Annotated in this window: 15 protein-coding genes, 3 tRNA genes and 1 rRNA gene; 9 read left to right on the top strand and 10 right to left on the bottom strand. The window is 35.4% G+C overall.

Features of this window, described 5'->3' with window-relative positions:
• Positions 1–101: 101 nt before the first annotated feature.
• Positions 102–809, bottom strand: coding sequence for a DNA alkylation repair protein (locus D1003_RS02360; RefSeq protein WP_153935580.1), 708 nt, complete (start codon positions 807–809; stop codon positions 102–104).
• 547 nt (positions 810–1,356) lie between these two features.
• Here D1003_RS02360 and D1003_RS02350 point away from each other — a divergent pair.
• Positions 1,357–3,723, top strand: a complete 2,367-nt coding sequence (locus D1003_RS02350; protein ID WP_153935579.1) for a TonB-dependent receptor domain-containing protein — start codon at positions 1,357–1,359, stop codon at positions 3,721–3,723.
• Between the two features lie 82 nt (positions 3,724–3,805).
• On the opposite strand, the gene D1003_RS02345 is transcribed toward D1003_RS02350, so the two are convergent.
• The 4 genes from D1003_RS02345 to D1003_RS02335 all read right to left on the bottom strand — a co-directional run bounded on the left by D1003_RS02345 (position 3,806) and on the right by D1003_RS02335 (position 7,934).
• A complete protein-coding gene (locus D1003_RS02345) occupies positions 3,806–6,262 on the bottom strand; it encodes a TonB-dependent receptor (RefSeq protein WP_153935578.1) in 2,457 nt (818 codons plus the stop codon).
• Positions 6,263–6,481: 219 nt separating this feature from the next.
• Positions 6,482–6,724 (bottom strand): rhodanese-like domain-containing protein, encoded by a 243-nt coding sequence (locus D1003_RS11375; protein ID WP_311709783.1) that lies wholly within the window; start codon positions 6,722–6,724, stop codon positions 6,482–6,484.
• 34 nt (positions 6,725–6,758) lie between these two features.
• On the bottom strand, positions 6,759–7,292 hold the full coding sequence (locus D1003_RS11370; RefSeq protein WP_311709681.1) for a rhodanese-like domain-containing protein: 534 nt from the start codon (positions 7,290–7,292) through the stop codon (positions 6,759–6,761).
• Between the two features lie 9 nt (positions 7,293–7,301).
• A complete protein-coding gene (locus D1003_RS02335) occupies positions 7,302–7,934 on the bottom strand; it encodes an NAD(P)H-dependent oxidoreductase (protein ID WP_153935577.1) in 633 nt (210 codons plus the stop codon).
• Positions 7,935–8,020: 86 nt separating this feature from the next.
• On the opposite strand from D1003_RS02335, the gene D1003_RS02330 reads away from it, so the two are divergent.
• Entirely contained in the window at positions 8,021–9,634 is a 1,614-nt protein-coding gene (locus tag D1003_RS02330; protein ID WP_153935576.1) for a hypothetical protein, read from the top strand.
• Positions 9,635–9,764: 130 nt separating this feature from the next.
• Entirely contained in the window at positions 9,765–10,529 is a 765-nt protein-coding gene (locus D1003_RS02325; protein WP_153935575.1) for an NUMOD4 domain-containing protein, read from the top strand.
• A 65-nt stretch (positions 10,530–10,594) separates the two neighbouring features.
• Here the strand turns inward: D1003_RS02325 and hflX are convergent, their stop codons facing one another.
• Both hflX and mnmA read right to left on the bottom strand, forming a co-directional pair.
• Positions 10,595–11,815, bottom strand: a complete 1,221-nt coding sequence (hflX, locus tag D1003_RS02320; protein WP_153935574.1) for a GTPase HflX — start codon at positions 11,813–11,815, stop codon at positions 10,595–10,597.
• Between the two features lie 16 nt (positions 11,816–11,831).
• Entirely contained in the window at positions 11,832–13,019 is a 1,188-nt protein-coding gene (gene mnmA / locus D1003_RS02315) for a tRNA 2-thiouridine(34) synthase MnmA (RefSeq protein ID WP_153935573.1), read from the bottom strand.
• Positions 13,020–13,933: 914 nt separating this feature from the next.
• Between mnmA and D1003_RS02305 the strand changes: the two genes are divergently transcribed.
• Both D1003_RS02305 and feoB read left to right on the top strand, forming a co-directional pair.
• On the top strand, positions 13,934–14,185 hold the full coding sequence (locus tag D1003_RS02305) for a FeoA family protein (protein WP_014937627.1): 252 nt from the start codon (positions 13,934–13,936) through the stop codon (positions 14,183–14,185).
• Between the two features lie 33 nt (positions 14,186–14,218).
• Positions 14,219–16,258, top strand: coding sequence for a ferrous iron transport protein B (feoB, locus tag D1003_RS02300; protein ID WP_153935571.1), 2,040 nt, complete (start codon positions 14,219–14,221; stop codon positions 16,256–16,258).
• A 275-nt stretch (positions 16,259–16,533) separates the two neighbouring features.
• On the opposite strand, the gene aat is transcribed toward feoB, so the two are convergent.
• Positions 16,534–17,217 carry a leucyl/phenylalanyl-tRNA--protein transferase gene (gene aat / locus D1003_RS02295; protein ID WP_079207356.1) on the bottom strand — a complete coding sequence of 228 codons (684 nt, stop codon included), beginning with the start codon at positions 17,215–17,217 and terminating at the stop codon, positions 16,534–16,536.
• Between the two features lie 77 nt (positions 17,218–17,294).
• Entirely contained in the window at positions 17,295–17,678 is a 384-nt protein-coding gene (locus D1003_RS02290; RefSeq protein WP_079207358.1) for a DUF3127 domain-containing protein, read from the bottom strand.
• A 252-nt stretch (positions 17,679–17,930) separates the two neighbouring features.
• On the opposite strand from D1003_RS02290, the gene D1003_RS02280 reads away from it, so the two are divergent.
• The 4 genes from D1003_RS02280 (at position 17,931) to D1003_RS02265 (ending at position 19,912) form a co-directional block, all read left to right on the top strand.
• Positions 17,931–18,012: transfer RNA gene (locus tag D1003_RS02280), tRNA-Leu, on the top strand.
• Between the two features lie 6 nt (positions 18,013–18,018).
• Positions 18,019–18,091: transfer RNA gene (locus D1003_RS02275), tRNA-Gly, on the top strand.
• A 10-nt stretch (positions 18,092–18,101) separates the two neighbouring features.
• A tRNA-Leu gene (locus D1003_RS02270) sits at positions 18,102–18,185 on the top strand.
• Between the two features lie 98 nt (positions 18,186–18,283).
• Entirely contained in the window at positions 18,284–19,912 is a 1,629-nt protein-coding gene (locus tag D1003_RS02265) for a S41 family peptidase (RefSeq protein ID WP_153935569.1), read from the top strand.
• A gap of 725 nt (positions 19,913–20,637) precedes the next feature.
• Here D1003_RS02265 and rrf read toward each other — a convergent pair.
• A 5S ribosomal RNA gene (gene rrf, locus D1003_RS02255) occupies positions 20,638–20,745 on the bottom strand.
• Positions 20,746–20,961 lie beyond the last annotated feature (216 nt).

Genomic DNA, 20,961 nt, shown 5'->3' with positions numbered 1-20,961 from the left:
ACGCTATGAGTTTAAAAGTCCAAATTTTGATAGTTTTACAATCATATATACCTCTGTTTGTGCATTTAACACAATAAGCTAATTATTTAAAATAGATTCTATTAAATTTTTCCATTTAGAAAGTCTTGTCTTAGAGGTTCATCTAGTTTTTCTATGGCGTATCTTAGAGTGGTTCTTGGCATAGCAGTATAGTGCTGTTTGAGGAACTCTAATAATACTTCTTCGTTTCTTTTGCCTAGTTCTCTCAACATCCAGCCATTAGCTTTGTGCATTAAATCGTGAGGATGATTAAGGTGTTTCAATATGAGTTTTTGAGGAAGCGTATATTGTTCTTTCCGTATGTAGTAAAGCATTGATACTACTGCAATTCTATTGTGCCATAGGTTTTTAGAATTGGCTAGACTATCCAAAAGAGATTCAGCATCGTTATCAAAACAATATCTACCCAAAAGTTTATAGGCGGAAGTATCTACCAAATCCCAATTATTAACACCTTCAAGATTTGATAAGTAAAAATCTACTAACTCTTTTCGTTTTGGAGGTGTTTTTTCAAATTTCAGGACGAGCATAAGCAGTGCTGTTAGCCTGTGTTCGTGTATTTCTGACTGTAGGAGTTGCTTAATTTCTTCTAAAGAAACTGTTTGCCAAAACGCTTTTGCAACTTGTCTTTGGTCTGGTACGGTAACACCAATAAACTGGTCTCCCTCGGCATATTCTCCTTTATTAGCTTTAAAATATTTAAGACTAAATGTAGCTCTTTGCTTGTCGGATAAATCTTTGAGTGCTTGTTTAATTTCTAGTAAAATCATTTTGCAAATGTAGTAGATTACGGCATAGAGTTACTTAAAAAATAATGATTATATTTGTCCTGCTAATGAGTCAAAAAGTCCGCATATTGTTTTTGCTACTGTGTTTGGGTATTTTTATTTTTCCTAAACAGGGTTTTTATGCAAATGTAGCAAAAACCCTGCACCGGCAAGTAGAAACTTCTAATTGCTGTGGAAAAAAACACACTAAAGAATGTTGTTCTACTCATTCTAAAGGAGAAAGCCAACACCAGAACCCTTGTGGTTCGGATTGTAGTAAGTGTCCTAATGTTTATTCATTTAATCAATTAGTTTATTCTTTAAGTATAAATCAATGGAGTGTATTATGCCACTTAAAATTTCATAAAAAGCCTAATACATATTATTTCAGATTTATTCCTACTAAACCTTTAGTAGAGATTTGGCAACCACCCAAGATAGGTTAGTTTATAGATATTTTTTTAGGTGAGATAACCTAAGAATAGTAGTTAAATATCGTTTCGTCAAATGATGAAATGGCAATGTATCGTATAAATTAAACCTAAAATCAATGAAAAATAGATTAAAAGGAACAATGTTAATTGTTCTAATATTGGTGTTTGCAAACCATATAAAAGCACAAATTCAAAACCCTAAAACAGAAACTGCTATAGTATTAGGTAACTGTGGTATGTGTAAAGCAACCATAGAAAAAGCAGCTAATGAGGAAAATGTAGTGGAAGCCGTTTGGGACAAAGAAAAGAAAATCCTTACTTATACTTATGATTCTCAAAAAACTTCAAAAGAAAAAATTCTCAAAAAAATCGCAGAAGTAGGATATGATAATGAGTTGTATAGAGCAGATGAGGATACTTATAAAAAGCTGCCCCAATGCTGTTTATACACTAGACGACTTTCTAATATCACACTAAAATCCGAGGAAGATTCCATTCAAAAAGAAGACCACCACCACGACCATCATCAAAAATCGAAGCAAATAGATGAGGTTGTGGTTACCAAAGTAGGAGAAGCCACCTCACTAAATAAAAGAGAGGTAGGCTTAACTTTTAATATTTCTTCCAAAGAGCTACTAAAAGCCGCTTGCTGTAATCTCTCCGAAAGTTTTGAGACCAATGCAACAGTAGATGTAGCTTTTACCAATGCTGTAACAGGAACAAAGCAACTCAGAATGCTAGGCTTGGAGCAAAAATACACTACTCTTACCAAAGAACTTTTACCAGAAATAAGAGGACTGGCAACCGCTTATGGACTTAATTTTATTCCTGGTAGATGGATTGGTGGCATACAGCTTACCAAAGGAGGAAGTACCGTGGTTAGTGGCTACGAAGGTATTACGGGACAAATTAACACAGAGTTAGTCAAGTTTAACCAAAATCCAAAAACAGAACTTAATTTCTTTGCTGATGAAAACGGGCGTACAGAGTTTAACCTCGTTAATACCTCACTACTTTCTGAACATTGGAATCAGTCTATTTTAGTACACGCTAATGGAACTTTCCCAGAAATGGACAGAAATAAAGATGGTTTTTTAGACCAACCTAAAGGTCATCAACTTAATGTAACTTACCTGTTGAACTATACTGATTTAGACCATACGGGTTGGGGCAATCATTTAGGTCTGAATGTAGTTAAAGATGAAAGAAAAGCAGGGCAGGTTGGTTATGATTGGAAGAAAACACAACATCAACAAAATCTTTATGGCGTGGGTGTTGATATTTCTAGGTTCCAAATTTGGAATAAAACAGGTTATATTTTTAAAGGAAAACCTTATCAAAGTTTGGGATTCATCAATCAGTTTACTTATCATCAGCAGGATAGCTTTTTCGGAGAGAGAACTTATTTTGGAAAGCAACAATCTTTCTATTCCAATTTAATTTTTGAAAGTATTATTGGAAATACCAATCATAAATATAAAGTGGGAGGGAGCTTTTTGTATGATGCTTATGATGAAGATTATTTAGTTCAAAATTTTATAAGAACAGAGCGAGTAGCAGGAGTATTTGCAGAATATACACTCACAGGAGCAGCTTATACTTTGGTAGCTGGGTTGAGGTCTGATTTCCATAATTTGGCAGGAACGCAACTTTCTCCTAGATTGAATTTCAAGTATGATATTGATGATAAAACCATTGTAAGACTAAGTGCGGGGAGAGGATTTAGAACGGCTAATATCTTTGCGGAAAACCAAAACTTTTTCGCCTCTAATAGAACAATAGAAGTGCTAAATCCTAACGGTAAAATTTATGGACTTTCTCCAGAAATTGCGTGGAACTATGGACTAAGTTTACAGAAAGAGTTTAAACTTTTTAAGAGAAAAGCATTGTGGGTAACAGATGTATTTCGCACCGATTTTCAAAATCAGGTCATTGTAGATTTAGACTATTCTCCTCAAAAGATGCTTTTTTATAATTTAGAAGGCAAGTCTAGGGCATTGGCCTTCCAGACTCAGATGGATTTTAGCCCAGCCAACAGATTAGATTTTAGGCTAGCTTATAAGTATTATGATGTATGGGCGGATTATCTAGGGGGAAGAAGGGATGTGCCATTTACCGCAAAACACAGAGGTTTCATAAACATGGCATATTCTACTGTGAAAAACAGCAAACAGGCTTACTGGAATTTAGATGCAACTTTGCAGTGGATAGGCACTCAAAGATTGCCTAATACTTACCAAAATCCAGAAGAATATCAAACGAAAGTGTTTACAAAGCCTTATGTTCTACTTAATGCTCAAATATCAAGATTTTTTAATCGTAATATTAGATTGTATTTAGGAGCAGAAAATTTGACTTCTTACACACAAGAACGCCCAATCATAGATGCTAAAAATCCTTTTAGTAATTATTTTGATGGTGGAATTATTTATGCTCCCATTATGCCTGCCAACTTTTACACAGGTATAGATGTGAGTTTTTAAGTGAAATAACTTATAACTCCTAAAAAGAAAAAAGCCGATACATAAATGTATCGGCTTTTTCTATTTGAAATAGTCTATTTTCTTAGAATTTAAATGTAACAGAAGTATTCCAAGTTCTACCGAATCCAAAGTTCACACGGTTGTCAACATTGATGCCGTTCCAGTTATTAGCAGGGTTAGTGCTTTCAGGTATATTGGTAGCAGATTCAGAGATATATACTTTATCCAGTAAGTTATTTACATTGAATCTCAAGATGAACTTCTCTCCAGAGCTTAATTCGTGGTTAAAGCTAAGACCAAGATCCACTAGCCCAAAGCTAGGAAGTTTTAATGCCATGTTTGCGTCAGGAGTAACTCTGCTGGTAGGTTCAAATCTAGAGTATAGGTTATCGGCATATCTGTAGGTAGCATCTAGCTTAGCCCACTTCGCAAATTTGATATCTGCTCCTAATGCAGCTGTGAGTTGAGCTACATCACCCACTTTCAACCCATCTAGGTAGAGAGTAGTATTGTTTACTACTTTATTTTCATCATCAACGATGGTAGCAGAAGGGTTTCCTTTGAACTCAAATTTACCTACTGAAACCATACCATTGAAAGAAACTATAGAGCTAGGTTTTGCAGTAAAGTCTAATTCTATACCTTGATGCTTCTGTGTAAGCCCTTGTAAATTAGCATAATAAGTTGCATTTGAAGCATCTTTGTATGAAATTCTTCTGAATATATCCCCCCAAGTTGTAAGGTAAGCATTCAAATTAGCAGTAAAATAACGAGATCTAAATCCGTATCCAGCCTCAAAAGAAAGAACTTTCTCATTAGTTACTCCAGCATTGACATCATTATTGAGACTAGGATATATGGCATTGAAGAATGGCTGACGCTCGTAATAACCAGCGTTAGCAAATACATTGTGCTGAGAGTTTAGGTTATAGTTTACCCCCCCCTTTACATTATACCCCACAAGAGATTTCTTTTCACTTTTCTGCTTATCTTCCTTGTATAAGAAATAATCTACTCTTTGGAAGTTTTGGTTAGAAACAGACCCTTGTATGAAAGCAGAAAGATTATCTTTAGAATATTCTAATTGACCGAAACCTCCTAACCATTTAACAATACCATCATTACTATAGGTTATTTGATCTTTTACATCATGGTTTTTGCCACCTAATGGATTCCAAGTAGGAACTGCATCATAAGAATTAGTTACGATATTAGGGGTATTATTGATGTTAGAAGTATCTTTATAACTAGTATTTCCTAAGAAGTTGGAAACTACCCTGTAATGGTATCCTCTATAGCTCCTACCGTCCAGACCTAGATTAAGACTTAGATAGTCATTTAATTTATGATTCAAGCTCACAATAGCTCCAAGCCAGTTATGAGAATTTACAGAAGCTCTTCTCACAACTCCTCCTGTGAAAGGAGCAGAATTATTCGCACCAAACTGAGGTACAGTAGCACCTCTATTCCAATCCACTACATTGTCAAAATCAATAAGACCTTCAGCAGTTCTAGCTAGAGAGTAGATGTTTTTTCCATTAATTCTTCCTGCATCACCAGTACCAGCACCTCTACCATTAGATGCATAGAATACAGAAGAAAGTTTAGTAGATGGAGATATTTTATAATCCCAGTTTAATGAAATAACAGGCTTATAGTAGTAGTTTCTAATCATAGAAAACTCCTGCCCGTCTAAGTACCCCCAGTTAGGGTTATATTTTCTATTAGGTTTCCCATCTTCACCGTAGAATAAGAAATCTTTGATGCTGGTTTCATATCTCTGGTGGTGCCATTGTGGAGCTCCCGTGATGGTGAATTGGAGGTCATGCTTAGGGCTAGGGTTATAGCCAAGAGCAAAGTAATAGTTGTATCCTTCAAATTCTGAACCATTAAAATACATATTACCTGCTGTTCTACTCATAAGGAAAGAAGAAGACCAGCCATTTCCATATTTACCTGTATTGTAAGCAAATAAAAGCTTGTGATATTGGTCATTACCCACACTAGCTGTTACGGTACCTTCTTTCTTTCTATCTGCAGCACGAGTAAGAATGTTGATAGTACCACCCACTGATGCAATAGCCAGTTTAGAAGAACCTAAGCCTCTTTGTACCTGCATTGCAGAAGTAACATCAGAAAGCCCAGCCCAGTTAGACCAATATACCTTACCATTTTCCATATCATTGACAGGAACACCGTTGATAAGAATAGCAGTGTTTACTTGGTCAAAACCTCTTACACGAATTGTAGCATCACCAAATCCCCCACCAGATTTAGTAGCATAAATAGACGGGGTGGTGTTAAGTATCTCAGGAAATTCCTGATTTCCTAGCTTCTCTACTATCTGTGCCTCCCTAATGGTAGAAACAGCAACTGGCGTTTTTCTGTCTTTGGCAATATCTGCTACGCCTGTAAGAACTACGGTCTCAATATCTTTAGACCTTGCTGAATCTTTCACCGACTGTGCGAAATAAACACTTGCAGTAGAGAGTGTTACTACGGCTGTGAACGCCGTCTTTCTTAAAGCTTTAATTTTCATAAGATTTATTATATCTAAAAATAAGTTTTTCGGGGGCAAATATCGTTAATTATTTTTTAACTAATTTTAACTTTGTGTTAATTTTTTTAGTTGAATTGACAAAAATAGTATTTTTGATACTTAATTTACTGTTTGTTAGTGTTTTATTTCTGTTTATTTTGTTAGGGTAAATTATGTGTAGAATAATTTTCATCTCCTTTTTTTGCTAAACAATTAAATTTATAATGTTTCGATAGGGAGATTATTTCTACTCCACTCGCTCCAAGAGCCTACATAAAGCATAGGTGGCTGTAGTCCAGCATGAACCATTGCAATAAGAGTGTGGCAGGCAGTAACTCCTGAACCACAGTGTACTACTATTTTTTGTAAATCTTTCCCTTTGAGTAGAGTATTATAAAATATTTTGAGTTCATCAGGTGTTTTAAATTGTCCATCAGAAGCTAAGTTTTTACTAAATGGAATGTTGATTGCATTTGGGATATGTCCTGCAATGAGGTCAATAGTATCTTGTGGAGTCCCTCACGTCTATAATGGTGTAAGTTGGGTCTTTATATATTTCTTTCATAAAAGAAATATCAGCTAAAGGGAGTTGCCATTGGTTCACTTTGATGGCATCTTCTGTGGGGCTAGGTTTTATAACCTCCGTTGATGTGGGATAACCGTTTTGTTTGGCTTTAGCTAATCCTCCACTAAGTACTTGTACCTTTTCAACACCCACGGCTTTCAACATCCACCAAAATCTAGCAGCAGCATTTGCTCCATTTTGGTCGTCGTAGATAACAACGTGGCTTTTCTTGGTGATACCCAAGTTACGAATTAGTTCTAGAAATTTATCCAGAGTGGGTAACGGGTGTCTGCCTCCTATAGCGGGATTTGACGGAACTTCTGCTAAATCTTTGTCTAAATCTACATACAATGCATCTCTAAGATGTTCCTCCGAGTATTTATCAGAATTATTACCTGCACAAACTAAAATTATACTTGAAATATCTAAGTCTTGTAATTCTTTTACTGAAATAATGGGAGACATTTGGGAATATTATTTAATGTATTGAAATAAATCTTCGTAAGATTTCCTTACTTTTTTACCGTGTTGAAATAAATCATCTTTGGCTCTATAACCTAATGCCAAACATACAGTAGGCATTTCCTTAGAAGTGTCTATTTCTAACATTTTCGCTAGTTTTTCTGCATCAAATCCTTCCATAGGGCAGGTATCCACTTGCTCCAAAGCGGCTGAAAACATCAAGTTGCTTAGCAGTATATAAGATTGTTTTTCATTCCAATAAAGAAGCGTTTCGCTGTTATGTTTACCAATATAGCCTTCTACACTATTTCTAAATGGTTGTAATAAATTTGGAGAAACTTGCCGTTCTTTAACGATGAGGTTAAAGTAACGGTCTACATAACTTCTCTCTAATTCCTTCTTGGAAATGATAACTAATAGGTGGGAGCAAGTGGAAGTTTGCGAAGGATTATAAAAAGCCGAAGCTAAATTTTCTTTTTTTGAGGTAGAAGAAATTACCAATACTCTATATGGTTGCAAACCTAAAGAACTAGCCGATAGCCTGCCTGCTTCTAATATGCGGTTTAGAGATTCTTCCGAAACTTTTTTCTCTATATCAAATTTCTTTACAGAGTAGCGTCTGTTGAGAGCATCTATATAATTCATTCAGCAAATATATAAACATTTCCGAAAAAGCCTTATTATTTGTATATCACATTTACACCTATATTTGCAAACAATAAAATAAGAAAATGCAGAGTTTAAAAACTTTTTTTTATTTCCTATGTCTACTGTGGTATACCATAGGCTTTGCACAAGATAAACAATATTTTTTGCACGATACTGCCACTAAGAAAATAGTTATAAAAAACGATTCGCTTTCTGCTGTTAAGTTTTTAGATTCGTTGGTAGAAGATAAGTATTATTCCACAAAGTTAGTCAAAACAGAAAAAACTGGTAACAGAATTGATATTTATTTTGATAAAGGACAAAATTATCAGCAAGTTTTAGTAAAGTTATCAGATTCCATAGCGAACGAATTAGGCTTGAAAAATACATTTGTTACCACGAATCTAGATTCTTTGAAAAATACCATCAATAAAATTTATTTAGAAAAAGGCTTTGCATTTAACCGGATTAAATCTAATTTTTTAGGTTTAGATAGTAGTACAGGCAAACCAATAGCTAGTATTTCTGTAATTAAAGATAAAAAAAGAGTAATAGATGTTTTCAAAGTAAAAGGCTACGATAAAGTGCCGAAGCGATTTATATATAATTTAGAGAAGGAATTTAAAGGGAAATTACACCACTCTACCCAATTGATAGCTCTACACAAACGGTTGCAAAATCATAGCTTTGTTTTGCTAGAACGACCACCTCAGACATTATTTACACTAGATTCCACCCAAGTATTTTTATTTTTACAAAAAAAGAAAAACAATAGTTTTGACGGCGTTTTAGGATTTGGTAACAATCAGTCTGAAAAGCTAACGCTTAATGGGACACTTAATTTTAGCCTAAAAAACCTTTTTAATAGCTTTGAAACCCTCAATCTTTTTTGGCAAAGGACACCTAACAGCGGACAAACCTTTGATGTAGGTATTGAGATACCTTATTTGTTTAATTCTGATATAGGAACGCAGCTTAAAATGTCTGTTTTTAGGCAAGACTCTACTTTTGCTTATGTTAAAGTTCAGCCAAGTTTGTATTATCAGTGGAAATTTAAACATAAAATAGGTGTTAGAGTAAGTTTTGAATTGTCTTCGGTGCTTTCCGAAACTTACAATTTAGCAAGAGAGTTTAGCCGAAAAGGAGTGGGGCTTTGGTATGATTACGCTGAAAATAGCGACAATGAACTAATGCCGTATCTTATGAAAGTAAATGCAGAAGCAGATATGCTGAATACTCAATATACAGATGGTAAGGCTTCGCAGTGGCGTTATAGGATTTTTGCAGAAAGAAATATAAACCTCAAGGGTAAGCATTATCTCAATTTGCATCTTAACTCTGCTCGATTGCAAACTAGAGAACTCCTGTCTGTAAACGAGCTGTATAGGATAGGAGGTTGGAACTCTTTAAGAGGCTTCAATGAGGAAAGCCTGCTTACAAATGCTTATTTATACGGGGGAGCAGAGTATCGTTATTTGGTAGGGCAACAGGCTTTTTTTGATGTATTTGGACAACTGGCTCAAGTAAGGGCTTCTAGCAGTAGCATTCAGAACTATTTTTATAGTGTAGGTACCGGGTTCAATTTTAGATTACCACTGGGGATTATGAGTTTCCAAATCTCTAATGGTACTGCTTTTGGCAGCCCTTTTAGGTTTAAAGATGTTAAAATACATTGGGGATTAGCAACTAGGTTTTAAACAAGCAACTAAATAAAGTTCTGAAGTCTAATTTAAAAATTGTACCTTTGTATCCCTTTTATAAATCCTGAAAAAATATTTGTAGTACATCATTCATAAAGAATTTTTCGTTATACAGATTGTTGAAAATATGAATAATAACGATTTTAGTAAAGAAGTTTGGAAGCCTATTGAGTTTGATTTTGAATTTACTAACGATTGTAGATTTGAAGTTTCTAACTTAGGGAGAGTAAGAAGTTTTAATAAAGTTTCACAAGGTAGAATTTTAAATGGTTCTACTATTGGAGGATACAAAATAATTAGACTTAAATTATATAGACCAAGAACAGAAAAAGAGCAGCAAAAGTTTGATGAACTTAAAGCAGAAATCTCGGAGTTATACAAGAAAAGAAGAGAGTATATTAAAAAATATAATGATATAGCACGTTTTGAAGCTACAACATTGTTGTTAGAAAAAAAGAAGAAACAGCTAAGTCAAAAATTAGCGAGGAATCTAAAGAAACGAACCATCAACCATCATTTTTTGATACACCGTTTGGTAGCGACTTATTTTCTGCCAAAACCAAAACCAGAGGAAACTGTTGTAGGACATTTAGATTTTGATAAAACTAATAATACGGTAAGCAATCTTAAATGGATGACTTTTGAAGAAAATCAAGCCCATCAAAATAATAGTCCCAAAGTAATATCAGAACGAAAGTGGCGTAAATACAGAGGAAGTAACCGCACAAAGGGAATGAAATTGACCTCTACCCAAGTTATACATATCAAAACTCAACTGAAAAGAAATCGTCCAGTTAAACAAATTGCAAAGCAATTTGAGATTTCAACGATGCAAGTTTGGCGAATTAAAAGTGGCGAAAATTGGGCTCATATCAAAATTCCAGAATCATAGCTAAAATTATGTTTTTAATAAAAAAGAACTCGTTTTGAAAATCATCAAAACGAGTTTTTGGTTTATTATTCTTCTATTTCGGCATCATTGTCATAATACTGAAAAAGGAAATCATTATAAGGAAATCTAGAAATATGTATGCGGTGGACTTCGTCATAGATTAATTTTTTCATTTCTGGGAAGTTTTCCTTCGTTAATGCAGAAATAAATACAGTCGGAAATTTAGACTTCGCCATCCAAGTTTTTCTCCATTCATCTAGCGATATATTTTTCTTGGTGGCAGGTGTTAAATCATCTTCGTCTTTTTTCTCATAGGAGAAGTCATCTATCTTATTAAAAATCATAATAGCAGGTTTCCTATGAGCATCTATCTCCTGTAAAATCTGATTTACAGACTCTATATGGTCTTCAAAACTCTCGTGCGAAATATCTACCACGTGTACCAATAGGTCAGCTTCTCTCACTTCGTCAAGTGTAGATTTGAAACTTTCCACCAATTGGGTAGGAAGTTTTCGGATAAAACCAACGGTATCTGTCAAAAGGAAAGGTAAGTTGCCAATCACCACTTTTCTTACCGTGGTGTCTAGCGTTGCAAAGAGTTTGTTTTCTGCAAATACTTCCGATTTGGAAATGGCGTTCATTAGAGTAGATTTGCCCACATTGGTATAGCCTACTAAAGCCACACGCACCATTTTCCCTCGGTTATTTCTTTGGGTTGCCATTTGTTTATCAATGGTCTTTAGTTTTTCTTTTAGTAAAGAAATTCTATCTCTAATGATTCTTCGGTCGGTTTCAATTTCGGTTTCCCCAGGACCACGCATTCCGATACCACCACGCTGTCGTTCTAAGTGCGTCCACATACGAGTAAGTCTAGGGAGTAGATACTCGTATTGTGCAAGTTCTACCTGTGTTCTAGCATAAGAGGTTTGAGCTCTTTGGGCGAAGATATCCAAAATCAAATTCGTACGGTCTAGGATTTTTACATCTATTTCCCTTTCAAGATTTTTAAGCTGCGAAGGCGAAAGTTCGTCATCAAAAATAACGGTTCCTACTTCGTTTTCCTTTACAAAATCTCTTATTTCCTCCATTTTTCCTTTGCCCACAAAGGTTCTGGAGTCTGGTTGAGAGAGTTTTTGAGTGAAGCGTTTTTCTACCGTAGCTCCTGCAGTATAGGCTAAAAATTCTAGTTCGTCCAGATATTCGGTGAGTTTATCTTCGTCTTGGTCTTTGGTAATTAAGCCTACCAAAACGGCTTTTTCGTATAAATGTTCTTTTTTTTCTAACATAAATTTAATTCTTTAATTAAGAAATTACACCGCTTCCTACCAATTCATCTTCTAAATACCAAGCGGCAAATTGCCCTTCTGCTACGGCAGACTGTGGGTTTTCAAATTCTATGTATAGCCCGTCTTCGTATTTGTGTAAGGTCGCTTTTTCCAATGGTTGGCGGTAGCGTATCCTTGCCATCACAGCCATAGTTTCGTTGTTTTTCAGTTCCAAATCTTCTCTTACCCAATGGATATCGGAAGGTTCTATTTTAATTACCTTCTGGAATAAGCCCGGGAAATTTTTGCCTTCTCCCACAAAGATGAGGTTTTCTTTAACATCTCTAGAAATGATAAAACAACTCTCCTTATGCCCACCAATGCCCAGACCTTTACTTTGCCCGATGGTGAAAAATTGAGCTCCTTGATGTTTACCAATACTCTTACCATCGGATTTTTGGTAAGTGATTTTTTTGGAAAGGTATTTTAACTCTTCATACTTATTGCTAAAGCTAGGGAGCGGTTGATGATAGGCTTTAAAATCTTTAAAGATTTCTATGATTTGGCCTTCCTTAGGTTTTAGCTGTTGTTGTAAAAATTGAGGCAGACTTACCTTTCCTATAAAGCATAACCCTTGGGAGTCTTTTTTGTTGGCAGTTACCAGCCCTATTTCTTTAGCTATTTCTCTTACCTCAGGCTTAGTAAGTTCTCCAATAGGGAATAGTGCTTTAGAAAGTTGCTCCTGATTGAGCTGGCACAGAAAATAGCTTTGGTCTTTGTTGTGGTCTTTCCCTGCTAAAAGATGATAGGTGGTAGTTCCGTTCTCATCTTCTGTGGTGCTTAGCCTTGCGTAATGCCCAGTGGCTACCTTGTCTGCTCCTAAAGAAAGAGCGGTTTTCATAAATACATCAAATTTGACTTCTCTGTTGCATAAGACATCAGGGTTTGGGGTTCTTCCTTTTTCGTATTCTTCAAACATATAATCTACGATGCGTTCTTTGTAGAGTTTGCTCATATCTATTACTTGAAACGGAATGCCTAGCTTTTGGGCAACTAGTAGGGCATCGTTACTGTCCTCAATCCAAGGGCATTCGTCTTCTAGCGTTACCGAAGCATCGTTCCAATTTCTCATAAATAAGCCGATGACTTCGTGCCCTTGTTGCTGCAAAAGGTACGCTGCTACACTGCTATCTACACCGCCTGATAAACCTACAACTACTTTCATTTTGATGATTTAAAAATTATAATTATTTCACATATAAATCCGAAATAACGCCGCAAAGTTACAATTTTTAACCTTGTTTTTGATAAAAACTCTTGGTTAGATAGAAAGCTGGTATTGGTGAGGTAGCAGGTTTTGAAAAAGCAAACCACTCTATCTATAAGCCTAAAAAAACCTGCCGCAGGTTTCAAGAGAAACCTGCGGTAGTTTTATATAAAACCTGCTGTGGTTTTGAGTAAAACTTGCGGTAGTTTTGGGCAAAACCTGCGCAGGTTTTTAGCCCCTTCAGCTAGCCTTCGGGAAGCCCCTATCCATAGGCGTTACAAAACCTAACTAGGTTTTACCCAAAAGGACGCTAGGTTTTGCCTAAAACCTAGTTAGGTTTTTGTGAATCTCTAGCTAGGTTTTTAATAATTTCAACTTGTCTTTGCGTGAACCTCGGCAGGGAAGCGAAGCTACAGAGAAAGAAATAACTGCTAGTACTACTAACAGGCTAAAGCGTTTTCATTCCTACCAAAGAGGTAAAAGATACCCTAGCGGCACTCACTTACGAGAAGGTTTGGAGTAATCCCTAAGTACCCCTTAAAAAAACGATGCCTATAAAATCTAAAACTTATAAGCATCGGATTTTTTTTTATAAGCATAAAAATAATTTTTATAGGCATAGAATTTATGAGTTATCCTTTTGCCTTAACCGAAGGCACTTTGGGACAGTAATAATTTAACATTACACTAGATGAGCTTTGGTGAGAAGTCGCTGGATTAAAATAAAAGAATACTGCTTAATGTGGTTTATAGTATTACATAAAATAATGGCTGTACTAACCTTACTGATGATTATCATCTTTGGTTTTAGTGTAATTTATTATTTAGATTTGTTTTAAATAGCTATATTTGCAATCTAAAACTGAATTCTATTGAAACTCACAGCCGAAGATAAGTTAAGTTTTTTTCCAAAAGATACTTTTGGTAGAATTTTAGGCTATGATGATAGCCAGCTAGAAATGCCTACGAAGATTATGGAGATGGGGCTTTTGCCCAATACGGTATTTAAAATACTTTATCAAGCTCCTTTCAGCGGACCTTTGTATATTGAATTTGGAGAGGAAAAAAATCGCATCGCTCTTAGAGAGGAAGAGGCGGCTTATATTCTAGTGGAGCCAATGTAAAGTTTTAGAGTTTGCCAAAACTAAAAATACTTAATGATGACGGAAGATAAGACCGCTAAAAAAATACTCCTAGTAGGTAATCCTAATGTGGGGAAATCTACTATCTTTAATAAACTTTGCAATCTTCAGCAAAAAACAGGTAATTATGCTGGAGTTACGGTGTCTAGCCATTCAGGAACTTATATTTTTAATAACGAAACAGTACAAGTTACAGACTTGCCTGGGGCTTATAGCATTTATCCTTCATCGGAAGATGAGGCGGTTTTCAGCCAGTACCTCCTTAGCCATCAAGAAGAATATTCTGGTGTGGTGTATATTTTAGAAGCCATCAGTATTAAGAGAGGGTTGTTGCTATTTCAGCAAATACAAGATTTAGGCATACCTGTTTTGTTGGTGGTTAATCAGATAGACCAAGCGGAGAAAAAGGGGATTAAGTTAGACATTGCACTTCTAGAAAAAAACTTAGGTGTTAAGGTTTTAGCCACAAATGCTAAAAAGAATGCAGGATTAGACAGTATCAAAGAGGCGATTTATCAAAATTTATTTAGGGTTTCAAACGGAAACGCCTTTAGTATACCTAGCGAACAATCAGGCTTAATACAGAAATTATCACAGCAAATCCAAGAAAGTAACCATTATAAGATATGGACTTTATTGGCATCAGACGAATATTTAGGGCAGGTTAGAAGTATTAAGCAGAAACTTGATAGTAAAGACGCCAAGTGCGTTGTCCCTAAAAGATTGCAAGTTAAAGAAACGATAAGGAGATACCAGACCATAGATGGGGTTATAGCAGAAGTTATTTCTAGAACACCACAAATGGTAGAAACTCTGACGGAAAAGCTAGATAAGCTCTTAGTACATAGATTTTGGGGCTATCTTATTTTTGGTATTTTATTGATGATTATCTTCCAAAGTGTATTTTTTCTGGCAGACTATCCAATGACTTGGATAGATGAGGCTTTTGCGTGGTTGGCAGAAAAATCGGCGGAGATATTACCAGAAGGACCAGTCAATAGTTTAGTATCCAGTGGGATAATACCAGGGCTTGGGGGGATTATTATCTTTGCACCACAGATAGGTATTCTTCTCTATTTTCTCTATTTGCTGGAGGATTCTGGCTATATGGCAAGAGTGGTTTTTCTTATGGATAGATTGTTGAGACCTTTCGGGCTTAATGGCAAAAGTATCGTGCCTTTAGTCTCTGGGACGGCTTGTGCAATACCTGCGATTATGTCCACCAGAAATATTGAAAATATCAAGGAGCGCCTCATTACTATTTTGGTAACGCCCTTTATGACTTGTGCCGCAAGGCTGCCAGTGTATAGCATTATTATTACTTTGGTTATTCCAGACAACTATTTTTTAGGGATAAGCTATAGAGCGATGGCACTTATGGGTATGTATCTTTTAGGCTTTATTACGGCTCTTCTAGCCTCTTTATTACTGAAAAGTATTATTAAAACAAAAGAAAAATCTTTCCTTGTTATGGATTTGCCTACTTATAAAATACCTCTTTTTGGATACGACTTGAAGCTGGTCTTAAGTAAAGTTTGGGATTTTATTACGGGGGCAGGTAAGGTTATCTTTTCGGTGAGTATCATATTGTGGGTTTTAAGCTACTTTGGACCGAAGCAATCGGCGGACGAATGGATAAGTACCGATGTAGCTTTAGAAAACTCTTATCTTTCCAAAATGGGCAAAACCATAGAACCAGCGATTAGTCCGTTAGGATACGATTGGAAAATGGGCGTAGGGATAATCACTAGTTTTGCAGCGAGAGAAGTATTTGTGGGAACAATGTCTACCCTGTATAGTTTAGATGAAGATGTGGAAGAAGGTACTATCGTCCAGAAAATGCAACAAGATACAAAAGCTAATGGGGAGAAAGTATTTAGTTTTGCTACAGGGCTTTCCATATTATTGTTTTACGCTTTTGCGATGCAGTGTATTTCTACCATAGCCGTAGTTTATAGAGAAACTAAAAGCTGGAAGTGGACTTTGCTCCAAATCATAGGAATGTCAGGATTAGCATATATAGCATCTTTAATTGTGTATCAAATATTCAAGTAAACCAAATGATGAATATGCTTTGGCTACAGTATATTATTATCCTACTTATTGTTTTAATGGCGAGTTATTCCCTTTTTAAAGGGATAAAAAAAAGTGTTTCTCCTACTAAATTTAAAAGTAAGAGAACCCATTGTGATAAAGATTGTGGCTGTTCTTGAGTTATTATTTAAGAGAAGTAATAAAATTTATTTTCAAAAAAATAACAAAGACTATTGTTTTGTATTACTTAAAGTAGTAGATTTGCAGCCTTTCATTTTTACTTTTTATTAGATTTATTAGGATTGCTGTGTGTAACTATTTAGTTCACACAGCTTTTTATTTTTGATTTGAGGGTCTAAAATGTCAAGAAAAATCTCTTTTCTTATGAGGGTAGCTCCAAGACTTTCTAAATGTTGAGAATAAACCTGACAATCTATCAATCTTATTTGGTTGCAATATTTCTCTGCAAAATAGATAAGCCCAGCTTTAGAGGCGTTACTTACCTTACTGAACATACTCTCTCCACAGAATATATTGTTAGTTATAATTCCATAAAATCCACCTACCAACATACTGTTTTGATAAACTTCTATACTTTTTGCAACTCCTAGCTGGTGTAGTTCGAGATAGGTTTCTATCATTCGTTCGGTAATCCAAGTGCCATCTTGCTCGGAGCGTTTTATAAGAGCACAATTTTTAATAACAGATTCGAAATCAAAGTTTTCTTTAAAATCAAAGCAATTACTCCTCATAATTTTCCTCATTGATTTGGATATTTTTATCTGTCTAGGGAATAACACAAATCTTTCTAATGGAGACCACCAAAGGATTTCCTCCCCTTCGTTAAACCAAGGAAAGATACCATTTTGATATGCTAATAGAGTCCTTTTGGGAGAAAGGTCTCCACCAACAGCTATAATATCTTCTTTTTGGTAATAGGGGTTAGGGAAAACAATCGGCTCTTTGGGTAAAAGAAACATAGAAGTTAAAAAAATGAAATAATAATCCCACCGATTGAGAGTAAAATGGTGGGATTGGTATTAGGTGATTCTTTTAATTAAAATGGTAAATCGTCATCATCATCTTCAAAAGGATTTTCGTTAGATGAAGAGGTGGTTGCTTGTGGAGCATTCATAGCTTGTGTAGGTTCGTTTTGGTAGCTAGAACCTTCGGTTTTTTCTATTCTCCAACCTACAATAGAGTTAAAATACTTTACTTCACCTTGAGGGCTTGTCCATTCTCTACCTCTAATATTAATGCCTATTTTCACGGCATCACCCTCAGAAAAAGGTTCTAAGGCGTGAACCTTTTCTTGTAAAAACTCTACATTGATAGGTTGCGGGTATTGTTCCTGGGTTAGTAAAACTAATTCTCTTTTCTGAAATCCACTTGGAAATGTTTGTGTTTCTCCTATTTTTTTAATTGTACCTTGTAACTCCATTGTCTGAAATATATTTTGAGCGGTAAAGATAAGAATTAAAAATAAATATTTTACAAAATACCAGTTTTAAGCTTTGTTTTTATTGTTTATTTGTATTGATTATCAGGTTGATAAAAATAATATTATAAAAATTAACAAAAAAAGTTGGATAGAATTAAAAAAAGTTTCTATATTTGCAACCACAAAATGGGAGTTATCTCCTAGTTGCGGAGAGTAAACGCTTTTTAATATAAACTTTTAAGAAAACATCTTGCGGATGTGGTGTAATTGGTAGCCACGCTAGACTTAGGATCTAGTGCCGAGAGGCGTGGGGGTTCGAGTCCCTTCATCCGCACTGTTTGCGAAAATAGCTCAGCTGGTAGAGCGCAACCTTGCCAAGGTTGAGGTCGCGGGTTCGAACCCCGTTTTTCGCTCTGTCTATATGCCCTGGTGGTGGAACTGGTAGACACGCAGGACTTAAAATCCTGTGCCTCTTTTGGCGTGCGGGTTCAAGTCCCGCCTGGGGTACTAAACCGTTGTTAATCTTTTTGATTTTCAACGGTTTTTTGTTTTGTGACTTCTCATTATGAAAAAAGTTTACTTTTGTTTTTTAAGAAAATAAATGTATGCATTCAAAGGTAAGTTATATTGTATTGCTAGTGATTGTGCTAGTGAGTTGTAATTCGCTAGATAGATATAATCGACGTATAGAAACGCCCATTTCCAAAGAGAAATTGATAAAGGATATTAACTATGTGGAAAGGGTTTTATTTAATAATCACCCTAAAATAGATTGGTACATAGACCCAAAAGCGTTGCATTATTCTTTTGATTCTTTGAGAAAAACAATAGACAAGCCATTAACTCCAAAGGAATTTTATTTTAAAATAACTCCAGTGGTGGCTAAGATAAAACAAGGTCATATCACTATGAGACCTCTCCTTAAAACTTATTCAAAATCAGAGAAAAGCAAATATAAGGAATCTAAAAACCCTTTGAGTGGTTTAAGGTATTATTATGAAGATGGTAGGCTATTTATAGAGAAAAATACAAAAAAAGAGGCTGATGTACTTCTTAGGGGTATGGAAATCGTGTCGGTTAATGGAGTAACACCTCAGGAGTTATATGAAAAATATAGAGCTAGTCTTACGTCAGATGGTTATAATCAAACCTTTATTCCTTACTATTTTGCAGATATGGTTAATCGTTTCTATCTAAATGAACTAGGTTTTGTAGATAGTCTAGAGATAAAAGCAAAATGCTCGGATAGTTTAGTGTTTTTTAATGCTAAAAGGGAATTTAAAAAGACAATTCACAAAAAAGTAAAACCTAAAGAACAAAATAAAGACACTCTTTCTAAAATTAAAAATGAGGTTGACCAATTGACGAAAGAGGAAAAAATAGCCAAAAGATTAGAGCAGAGAAAGACTAATAAGAAAAAGAGAATTTATGGTTATGATACAGATGAAAAAGTTTATATAAATGATTTATCTTTCCCCGTGAAAGGAGATTCTAGTATAGCGGTTCTTAAAATCAGAAGTTTTTCTTCGGGTCGTAAGAAGGCTTATGACGAAGTTTTTAAGATATTAAAAGAGCGTGAAGTTAGACACTTAGTATTAGACCTTAGAAATAATTTAGGAGGTCGTATTTCTCAAATATACCACTTATCAAAATACTTGTCTCAAAAGGAGTTTCGTATGGCTGATGACCCCATAGTAACAAATAAAATGGTGTATCTTAATTACTTTAGAGGCGGGAATATTGTGAGTAAAATATTGCTTTCTCCCATTACTATTCCTCTTTTTCTTAAAAATACAATTTCTACTTATAAAGATGCTAACGGATACTGGCGTACTCCAATTAAACAATCACGAAAAACACAGCCTAAATCACCTTGCTATACCAATAAAGTTTATGTGTTAATCAATGGTAAAAGTTTTTCTGCCTCTAGTATCATTAGTGCATATCTCAAATCTTTACCGAATGTAACCTTGATAGGAGAAGAAACAGGTGGTGCACACAATGGAACAGTAGCTGGTATGATGCCAAGATTTGAGTTACCATATTCAAAACTCAATATAAGATTTGGATTGCTTAGTATAGAGCCTACTTATAAAGTGGATAAAGAGGGAAGAGGAGTAATGCCTAATATTGAGTTCAAAGAAAAAGCAGAAAATATTATCGAAGAAGATGATAGAATGTTAAACTTTGTGCTTTATGATTTAATTCCTCAATCTTCCATCATAAAAAATTAGATTCGGATTTCCTTCGTTAAAAATAAGCATCAGTTGGTTCATATTACGGCTTGATAATGACCATTTTTGAGCTTTTTTTAGAATTATAAATTTTAAAATATAACTTAAAACTCAACAGAACCAATATAGATTTTAGCTTACTTGTAAATAACTTATTTAATAGGAAATACGCTAACAATGGTTATGTTTGGGCACCAGATGCCTACTTCTTCCCACAAGCGGGTACTAATTTTATGTTCGGAATGAACATTAAATTTCAGTAAGATTACATAATCCGCTAACAATTACAACTCGCTCCATTATTCTGTGGAGTGAGTTTTTTTGGCGTGTCCCTTTGCCAAGTCTACCCCAGCACTAGGGTCGGTCTACGGGCAGTCGCTATCTTACAAAGCCCACACCTATCCCTTACACCTTTGTAAGATGAGCTCCAACAATGCCCTTCGCCCTCACGCAACGGCATTCATAATACAAATTTCAATCGCTTAGTTCCAACTCTTTTAAACTTTCAGAAAACACTGCGAGAAGTTATCCTATCTCTCGCACCGTTTTAATCAAAACGGTGCAAGGAGTTTTATAATCCTACGCCGATGTGTTGCTTTACCCTACAACACTCCGTTGTCTTAGGCTACGCCGATGTGGCGTCTGATAAGACAACACACCTCCTTCCTGAACACTCCAAACAAAAAAGCCTCTAGCAGTAATGCTAGAGGCTTTTCAAAAATAAAAACTGGCGGCGACCTACTCTCCCACTTTCGTAGTACCATCGGCGCTGGTGGGCTTAACTTCTGTGTTCGGAATGGGAACAGGTGAGCCCCACCGCTAAAACCACCCTAAAGGTCTTTATAAGAGATTAGAGGTTCGATATTAGAACTTAGAGTTTAAAAACAGGTAACTATCTTTATTATACTAACGTCTAACATCTTTAATCTAACGTCTATTTTATCGGTAATTTTCATCACAAAGACAAAACCTTGCTCGCACTTATAAGGCTTATTTAACATAACCCATTAGGCTATAAATCTACGGGTAATTAGTACTACTCGGCTATG

The sequence above is a fragment of the Riemerella anatipestifer genome, assembly GCF_009663465.1.
Taxonomy (GTDB): domain Bacteria; phylum Bacteroidota; class Bacteroidia; order Flavobacteriales; family Weeksellaceae; genus Riemerella; species Riemerella anatipestifer_C.
Note: the sequence above shows the minus strand (reverse complement) of the source record. Positions and strands in the feature narration are given on the sequence as shown.